8 protein-coding genes and 2 tRNA genes are annotated in these 8,404 nt (G+C 70.6%); 6 read left to right on the top strand and 4 right to left on the bottom strand.

The features are described from left to right. A partial coding sequence (locus QM621_RS09125; RefSeq protein ID WP_414990064.1) for an ABC transporter occupies positions 1–1,321 on the bottom strand: 1,321 nt, incomplete at its 3' end. Positions 1,322–1,407: 86 nt separating this feature from the next. Beyond that, positions 1,408–2,622 (bottom strand): PrsW family intramembrane metalloprotease, encoded by a 1,215-nt coding sequence (locus QM621_RS09120; RefSeq protein ID WP_414990063.1) that lies wholly within the window; start codon positions 2,620–2,622, stop codon positions 1,408–1,410. Between the two features lie 44 nt (positions 2,623–2,666). On the opposite strand from QM621_RS09120, the gene QM621_RS09115 reads away from it, so the two are divergent. Then, positions 2,667–2,740 (top strand) — tRNA-Arg (locus QM621_RS09115). Between the two features lie 54 nt (positions 2,741–2,794). Here the strand turns inward: QM621_RS09115 and QM621_RS09110 are convergent. Continuing rightward, positions 2,795–3,610, bottom strand: a complete 816-nt coding sequence (locus QM621_RS09110) for a DsbA family protein (RefSeq protein WP_414990062.1) — start codon at positions 3,608–3,610, stop codon at positions 2,795–2,797. A gap of 126 nt (positions 3,611–3,736) precedes the next feature. Between QM621_RS09110 and orn the strand changes: the two genes are divergently transcribed. The 3 genes from orn (at position 3,737) to QM621_RS09095 (ending at position 5,301) form a co-directional block, all read left to right on the top strand. After that, complete coding sequence (gene orn, locus QM621_RS09105; protein ID WP_414990061.1) at positions 3,737–4,348, top strand: oligoribonuclease; 612 nt, start codon at positions 3,737–3,739, stop codon at positions 4,346–4,348. 73 nt (positions 4,349–4,421) lie between these two features. Continuing rightward, positions 4,422–4,494 (top strand) — tRNA-His (locus tag QM621_RS09100). A gap of 348 nt (positions 4,495–4,842) precedes the next feature. After that, the gene (locus tag QM621_RS09095; protein ID WP_414990060.1) at positions 4,843–5,301 is read left to right on the top strand and encodes a hypothetical protein; all 459 of its coding nucleotides are present in this window, start codon (positions 4,843–4,845) and stop codon (positions 5,299–5,301) included. Positions 5,302–5,304: 3 nt separating this feature from the next. Here the strand turns inward: QM621_RS09095 and QM621_RS09090 are convergent, their stop codons facing one another. Then, positions 5,305–5,592 (bottom strand): DUF1330 domain-containing protein, encoded by a 288-nt coding sequence (locus tag QM621_RS09090; protein ID WP_414990059.1) that lies wholly within the window; start codon positions 5,590–5,592, stop codon positions 5,305–5,307. Between the two features lie 86 nt (positions 5,593–5,678). Here QM621_RS09090 and QM621_RS09085 point away from each other — a divergent pair, with 86 nt between their 5' ends. Beyond that, the gene (locus tag QM621_RS09085; RefSeq protein WP_414990058.1) at positions 5,679–6,950 is read left to right on the top strand and encodes an MFS transporter; all 1,272 of its coding nucleotides are present in this window, start codon (positions 5,679–5,681) and stop codon (positions 6,948–6,950) included. 112 nt (positions 6,951–7,062) lie between these two features. After that, complete coding sequence (locus tag QM621_RS09080) at positions 7,063–8,280, top strand: SPFH domain-containing protein (protein WP_414990057.1); 1,218 nt, start codon at positions 7,063–7,065, stop codon at positions 8,278–8,280. Positions 8,281–8,404 lie beyond the last annotated feature (124 nt).

Here is an 8,404-nt window from a genome sequence, read left to right as displayed (position 1 = left end):
GGGCCTGCCAGTCGCGGGCGAGCCGGTCGGCGCGGGCGCGCAGGTCGCGCGGCGCCCGGTCGAGGCCGGAGGCGGCGGCGACGATGGCGGCGCCGGCCGGGATCGCGCCCCACGCCGAGACGACCGAGGCCGCGGCCGAGTCGACGTGGTCCACGATCAACACCGTCAACGCCTGCTCGATCGACACGGCGACGTCGTCGGCCTTGGACCGCTTGCCGGTCACGCCGTCGACGAGGCGCTCGCGGAGGCGCCCGACCTTGCCCTCGCCCTTGAGCATCTCCTTGGATCCGACGAAGTGCTGCCAGCGCACCGCGACGTCGCCGGTGATGAGGCCGCCGGTGGCGATCGCCTCGTCCAGCGCCTCGGCGGAGGCGTTGAAGCTGTCGCGCACGGCCCGGCTCAGCTGTTCGGCGGCCTCGACCTGCCCGTCGAAGGAGTCGGCGAGGTCGTGGCTGCGCAGCACGTTGTGCCGCACCGCGCCGTCGAGGGTGGAGCGCACGATCAGAGCCCGGGTCTCGTCGTCGGCGGCGAGGTCGTGCAGCCAGTCGACGATCGGCTCCACAGCGGCCTTGGGCAGCAGTCCGTCGGGTCCGACGACGGTCTCCGGGACGGTGAACAGCGGCGAGTCCGACAGGCCTCGCGAGGTCATCTTGCGGGCCAGATGGCCGCGCACCTCGACCACGCCGGCCGGGGAGGTGCGGTCGAGCACGACGGCGACAGACGTGCTGCGCTCGGCGGCGCGGCGCAGGTAGTCCCACGGGATCTGGTCGGCGTAGCGGGCCGCGGAGGTGACGAACAGCCACAGGTCGGCGGCGGCCAACAACTGCGCGGCGAGGTTGCGGTTGCCCTCGTCGATGGAGTCGACGTCGGGCGCGTCGAGCACGGCCAGCCCGTGCGGGACGTGCTCGCTGGCGCGCAGCCGCAGTCCGTAGGTCTCGTTGCCGGGGCGGTCGGTGCGCGGCAGGTCGGGCAGGATGCGGTCGGGCTGGAACCAGTGCGCGTCGTCGGGATGGTGCGCGAGCACGGGCGAGCGCGTGGTGGGCCGCAGCACGCCCGACTCGGTGACGACCTCGCCGACGATGGAGTTCACCAGCGTCGACTTGCCCGCGCCGGTGGAGCCGCCGACCACGACGAGCAGCGGGGCGTCGATCTGCACCAGACGCGGCACGACGTAGTCGGAGAGCTGGTCGGCGATGGCGGCCCGCAGCTCGCGGGCCGCGCCGACGCCCTCGGCCTCCAGCGGAAGCTCCGAAGCGCGCACGCTGACGAGCAGGGCGCCGAGCGCGCCGAGGAGCCCTCCGGGGGCTGTTGGATCCGACACCGGCCGCTCCTCTCAACGTCGCGTGCGCCGCAGGGTCTGCCGAAAGCCTAGTGGACGAAGGTCCGATGCGCGCGGAGGCGACGGCCTCAACGCCACACGGGCGTCATCGTCGGCCTCGACGGCGGCGTAGGCGGCGCGACCTGCGACAACGCGTCGATCGGCGCCGGCCAGAGCACCTGCTCGCGGAGTCCGTCCATCTCGGCCCGCAGCGCGGCGGTGCGCTCGACGCCGCGCCACACCGGCCGCCGCAGCATGACCTCGTCGTGGATGAAGGCGAGGTCGGCGGCGAGCCGCTGGTAGCGCCGCATCCGCTCGGCCGCCTCGCGCCCGGCCCGGCGCCGCGCCTCCTCGCGCGCTTGGACCCGGTACCCGTGGTAAGTCACCCACGGAATCTCCTCGGGCGGGATCCAGCCGCGCTGCGCCATGTACGACAGCGACCGGCGCATCGCCGCGAACCGCCGATGGCGCAGGAACACCGCGAACACGAGGAAGGCGATGAACACGACGGAGAGCACGAGGTAGATCAGAACGAAGCCGACGCCGCCGCCGTAGCTGGCCGAGCCGTTCCAGAGCAGGTGGAGCAGCACGCTGCCGCACCATCCGCCCAGGACGACGAACGGACGGGCCCACCAGGACTTCGTCATCACCGCGAGGCCGACGGCCAGTCCCAGCGACGTGCAGAACATCGGGTGGGCGAAGGGGCTCAGCACGCCCCGCATGACGAAGATCGTCGTCGCGCCGCTCACTCCGCTCAGCCCGGTCTCGTCGTCGCCGATGTAGCCGCCGGTGTAGTAGAGGATGTTCTCGACGAAGGCGAAGCCCAGGCCGACGATCCCGGCGTAGAAGAGGCCGTCGAGCAGGCCGCGGACCACCCGGCGGCCGCGCAGGAAGGTGGCGAGCAGGAAGACGCCCTTGGCGGACTCCTCCACCACGGGGGCGACGAAGGTGGCCGCCTGGCGCTCGTCGGCGTCGAACAGCCCGACGGCGGCGAGGCTCAGCGCGACCGCGATGGCCACCGCTCCGACGGCGCCCCACACGAAGGCGGCGGCGACGTAGCGGGCCGGCTGCGGGTGGACACGGTCGACCCACCCGTAGAACCCTCCGACGAACGGGACCGACACCAGCGCCAAGGCGATGGCCAGCGCCGCTCCCTCAGGGCTGCCGGAGCGCCAGACGAAGAAGCCGACCATGACGACGCCCGCGACGGCGAGCAGGCCGACCCCGACGACCAGCAGCCGCCGCGTCGTCCGCCGACCAGACGTCTCCCCCGGATCGACGGGCTGAGCGGTCGCAGGAGTCACAGGTCGCATGGTAGGCGAACCCAACCACTACGCTGGGACGCCGAGCGCCTGTAGCTCAGCTGGATAGAGCAGGAGCCTTCTAATCTTCAGGTCGGGGGTTCGAGTCCCTCCAGGCGCGCGAGATGTCGCAGGCCCCGCAGAACGGTGTTCCGCGGGGCCTGCGACGTCTACGTCAGGAGGCAGGCGTGGTCGCCGTGGGGGCGCTGGTGGCCGGGGCGCTCGTCTCCGGGGCCGGTTCGCCCTTGCGCTCGGCGACAGCGGCCTGGATCGCGGCGATCAAGGTCGGGCCGCCCTCGGTCGCCTCGAACTGCTCGCCGTCGATATAGGTGGTCGGGGTGCCGCTGACTCCACGCTCCGAGCCCGCGTCCTTGGCCCGTCGGATGCGCTGGAAGTACTTCTCGTCCTTGACGCAGTCCTCGACGCCGGTGAAGCCCATCGACTCGGCGGCCTCGGCCAAGGCGTCGTTCTCCGGCCCTGGCTCGCCCTCGGTCGGCTGCGTGGTGAAGAGGTAGTCGTGGAAGTCGACGTACGCCTGCGCCCCGTGCTCCTCGTAGACGCAGATGGCCGCGTTCGTGGCGCGCTTGGAGTAGTCGTTGGGACTGCCGCCCATGTCGTCGAGGAAGGAGAAGGGGTGGTACTCGATGGTGATGTCGCCGGAGGCCACCATCTGTTTGAGGTCGGCGCCGTAGGCGGTCTCCAGCTGAGCGCACATCGGGCACTGGAAATCCTCGTAGATCTCCACGACGACCGGCTCGTAGCCGACGGTCGCCTCGCCGCCGGCGTCCTCGACGGTGTAGGCGACGGACCACTCCTGAGGCTGGTTCTTCTTGTTCATGGAGTGGATGCCGTAGGCGGCCAGGCCGACGAGCACCACGACGATCACGACGATGGCGGCGGTGATGAGGTTGCGCTGGCGCTTGGCGGCCTTCTCGCGCTCCTTGCGCATCTGCTCGGCGCGGGCGGCGCGCTGCTGACGGTCTTTGCTCACGAGTTCTCCTGCGAAAGGCCGGCACTGGATTCCGGCGGTCGTCCGACGCGGGTCAGCGTAGCGGTCCGGCCCATGCCGGCCCGGAGCGACATGCGGCGGGGACGCCGCAGCGTAGGGTGGACGACCGTGAACGACACGCTGGTGTGGATCGACTGCGAGATGACGGGCCTGAGCCTGGAGGCCGACGCGCTGATCGAGGTGGCGGTGCTCGTCACCGACTTCGACCTCAACGTCGTCGGCGAGGGCGTCGACCTGGTCGTCAAGCCCCCGCAGGCGGCACTCGACCAGATGAACGACTTCGTCCGCGAGATGCACACGAAGTCGGGCCTGATCGAGGAGTTGGACGGCGGGCTGTCCCTGCCCGACGCGACCGAGCAGGTGCTCGACCACATCCGAGGGTTCGTCCCCGAGCCGCGCAAGGCCCCGCTCGCGGGCAACTCCGTCGGCACCGACCGGGCGTTCCTCGCGCGCGACATGCCGGAGGTCGAGGCCTGGCTGCACTACCGGATCGTCGACGTGTCGAGCGTGAAGCAGCTGGCCCGCCACTGGTTCCCACGGGCGTATTTCGCCGCGCCGGAGAAGGCCGGCCACCACCGCGCGCTGGCCGACATCGCCGAGAGCATCGAGGAGCTGCGCTACTACCGACGCACCGTGTTCACCCCCGATCCGGGCGTCGACACCGAGACCGCGCGGGCTGTCGCCGCGGAGGTGTCCGGATCGGTCACCGGAGCCCTCTGACCCGCTGAGCCGCCTCGACGGGCATGGGGTATGCTCGTCGGGCTGCGCTGGCCCCCGAGGGTCGGCGTACATGGTGGGCGTAGCTCAGTTGGTAGAGCCCCGGCTTGTGGTGCCGGTGGTCGCGGGTTCAAGTCCCGTCGTCCACCCCGTGTCCAGTGGGAGGCGAGGTCGCCAGACTTCGCCTCCCATCTGTGTTTCTCACGCGAGGCGGGACGCGGAACCCGCGAAGCGGTGGGGGTACCCCCTGCTCGAAGCGAGGAACGAGCGGAGAGCTCGGGGGATCAAGTCCCGTCGTCCACCCCGTGTCCAGTGGGAGGCGAGGTCGTCGGACTTCGCCTCCCATCTGCATTGCCCGCAGATGCGCCTGTGAGACTTTTCCACAGCCTTCTGTCCATCGCTGTCACACTGTCCACAGGCGGGAAACTCATCTTGGCGTCGCGGCGAGCTGACCACTTTGCTGGTCGTATCGCTTTCCGTCGACGCACACTAAGAGTGTGAGCATCATGAGTTTCGGGACGTGGGCGCCGGTCGTCCCCGTCATCGTGGCGCTGTTCGGGTTCGCCGCCTACTTCCATCGCCTCATCGACAAGTCCCACCAGCACCTCGTCCAGGCGCTGGAGACGAACCGCGTGTCCGACGAGGCCACCGCACAGCAGATCCGGCAGGAGGCCCGTGAGGACAAGCGGGAGATCCTGACCAAACTCGCGGGCGAGACCTCGCAGATTCGCGCCACCGTCGAGAAGCACCGCGAAGAAGCCCAGACAGGTCAGCAGGAGATCCTCGCCATCGTCGAACGCAACCGGCAAGAGGCCCGTGGCGACCACCAGGACGCTCTAGCCAAGATGGAGCAGAACCGTCGGGAAACGCGGGAGGACAGCCAGCAGAGCCGCGAGGAGATGCTGCGGCTGTTCGACGCCTATGCGCGGCCCACGCGCGAGACTCGAAAGGCCTGAGGCTCAGACGCCCTCGACGACGCGCATGTCACGGACGGCGCCGTCGCCCAAAGCCTCCAACGCCGCTTGGTAGGCGGGGCTGGCGTGGGCGGCCTCGGCGGACTCCACCGACGCGAACCGGATCACCACCGAGCGCTCCATCTGGCCCGCCTCGTAGCAGGCCGACGGCAGGCCGCGCACCAGGAACTCGCCGCCGGCCTCGGCGATGGCGGGAGCGGCCAGCCGGGCGTAGGCCGCCACTTTCTCCGGGTCGTCGATCTGGCGGTACAGGGCGATCCAGTAGGCACTCATGGCCTCATTGTGCCGCCCCGACCCGGCCTTGAGATCGTGGACGGGTGGCACAACAGATCGACAGCGCTCACACGAGACGCGCCTGGGTGATCTGGCTCGTCGCCGTCGCGGTCTACGTGCTCGCCGTCTTCCATCGCAGCTCGCTCGGCGTCGCCGGGCTGCTCGCGGCCGAACGCTTCCACATCACCGCCTCCGAGCTCGCCGCCTTCACGGTCCTGCAACTGTTCGTCTACGCCGGGCTCCAGGTGCCGAACGGCATCATGATCGACCGGTTCGGCCCACGCGCCATGCTCGTGAGCGGCGCCGTGCTGATGACCGCCGGACAGTTCGCCTTCGCCCTCGCCGACTCCTACCCGGCCGCGCTCGCCGCCCGGGCGCTGATCGGCGCGGGCGACGCCGTCGTGTTCACCAGCGTCCTGCGGCTCGTCGTGGCGTGGTTCCGCGGCTCTCAAGCGCCCTTCCTCACGCAGCTGACCGGGCAACTCGGCCAGCTCGGAGCCGTCGCGGCCGCCGGCCCGCTCGCCTTCGCGCTGCACCACCTCGGCTGGACCCGTGCTTTCGGCGCGGCCTCGGCGCTCGGCGTCTTCCTGCTGATCGCCGTGCTCCTGGCCGTCAGAGACTCCCCCGACGAGGACCGCGCCGCGCCGCCGAGACTGGCGGTCCTGCTCGGCTCGATGCGCGGCGTCTGGTCCCATCCCGGCGTACGGCTCGGCCTGTGGATCCACTTCACCGCGCAGCTGTCGATGCACACCTTCGCGATGCTGTGGGGCTATCCGTTCCTCGTCGCCGGGCAAGGCCTCTCCCCCGCCGTCGCCAGCACGATCCTCATGGCGATGACCGGCTGGGTCGTGGTCTCCGGACTCGCGCTCGCCCGCCTGACCACGCGCTTCCCCTTCCAACGCTCCTGGCTGGCCGTGGTCGTCGTGTCCGCCATCGCCGCGACGTGGACCGTCGTGCTGCTGTGGCCCGGACGCGCCCCGCTGTCGCTGCTGGTCCTGCTCGCGCTCGTCACCGCGACCGGCGGTCCGGCGTCGATGATCGGCTTCGACGTCGCCCGCACTTTCATGCCGTCCGCGGCCATCGGACGGGCCAACGGCGTCATCAACATCGGCGGGTTCCTCGCCGCGCTGCTCCTGATGGGCGCGGTCGGCTGGATCCTCGACCTGCGCGCGGACGGTCCGGCGGCGACGTACCGGCTGGCCGACTTCAAGGTCGCGATGGCCGCCCAATACCCCTTCTGGGCCGTCGGCGTCTGGCAGATACTGCGCTGCCGTCGACGTGCGATCAACCACCTCCGACAGTCCGATCCGAGCGGCCTGGAACGGCTGCGACGCGGCGAGAGCGTCGAGTTCGGGTGACCATTCGGTGACGATCGGAAATCCCTGACATATCCATGGCGTCTTTCGCGTGCGTGCGTCCGTCTCCTCCCCTACTGTGTCCTCAGACCTACTCGGGACACTCGGAGGAAGCATGGGACTCATCAAGGCCGCAGTCGGAGCCATCGGCGGCTCGATGGCCGACCAGTGGAAAGACTTCTTCACCGTCCCGAACGGGCTGGCCCCCACCGCCGCCCTCTTCGCGGCCGTGCCGCAGGGCACGAACGCCGGACGCGGTTCCAACACCAAGGCCTCCGACGGCGTCATCACCAACGGCAGCAAGATCATGGTCCCCGAGGGCTACGGCCTGATCCTCATGCAGGACGGCGCGATCACCGGCTTCGCCGCCGAGGCCGGCGCCTACGAGTGGAACTCCGACGCCCAGGACCCCGAGTCGATCTTCGCCGGCGACGGCATCGTCAGCCCGCTCGTCAAGACCTCGTGGGAGCGCTTCAAGTTCGGCGGACGGCCCGCCGCCCAGCAGCGCGCCTACTTCGTCTCGCTCAAGGAGCTGCCCAACAACCGCTTCGGCACGCAGTCGGAGATCTACTGGGACGACGCGTACATGAACGCCCAGGTCGGCGCGGTCACCCGTGGCACCTACACGCTCAAGATCATCGACCCGATCCTGTTCGTCAAGGGCTACGTCCCGGCCTCCTACCTCGAGCCGGGCACGGTCTTCGACTTCACCGACCTCGACAACGACGCCGCCGCGCAGCTGTTCAACGAGGTCGTCGGCTCGCTGGCCCCCGCCTTCTCGATGTACACCAACGACCCCAGCAAGGGGAACCGGATCACCAAGATCCAGCAGGACTCCGTCGGCTTCGCGCAGAGCCTGTCGGCGGCCGTCGAGCAGAACTACCACTGGAGCTCGGCCCGCGGTCTGCAGATCATCTCCACCGCGATCGTCTCCATCGAGTACGACGAGAACACCCGTGAGCTGCTGCGCAACGTCCAGCGCGCCGACGCGCTCTCCGGCGCCCGGGGCAACTCGAACCTGCAGGCGTCGGTCGCGGCCGGCTTCGAGGCGGCCGGCGAGAACGCGGGCGCGGGCGGGCTGATCGGCATGGGCATGGCCGCCGGCGGCGTCGGGATCGGCGGACTGCAGCAGCCCGTCCCGGGCGTCGGCGCCCAGTCCGCTCCCCCGCCGCCGACCACTGCGGCTCCGGCCCCGCCGGCGACCCCCGCCCCGGCGCCCCCGGCCGCCGAGGACCCGATGGCGATGCTGACCAAGGCCAAGCAGATGCTCGACGCCGGACTCATCACCCAAGCCGACTACGACGCCGCGAAGGCCAAAGCCCTCGGTCTCTGACCGGCGGCGAGACCCATGACCGACGCGCCGTTCAGCCCGCCACCACCGCCGGGACCGGCGGGGCCACCCGCCCCGCCTCCCGGAGCGCCCGCGCCGCCTCCCCCGGCTCCCGCCCCGCCGCCGG

The organism is Aeromicrobium sp. (genome assembly GCF_047606445.1).
GTDB lineage: Bacteria > Actinomycetota > Actinomycetes > Propionibacteriales > Nocardioidaceae > Aeromicrobium.
Note: the sequence above shows the minus strand (reverse complement) of the source record. Positions and strands in the feature narration are given on the sequence as shown.

Coding starts and splice junctions, on each gene's coding strand:
- QM621_RS09090 (WP_414990059.1), bottom strand. CDS start 5,592: ATGAGTGCCTACTGGATCGCCCTGTACCGCCAGATCGACGACCCGGAG.
- QM621_RS09080 (WP_414990057.1), top strand. CDS start 7,063: ATGGGACTCATCAAGGCCGCAGTCGGAGCCATCGGCGGCTCGATGGCC.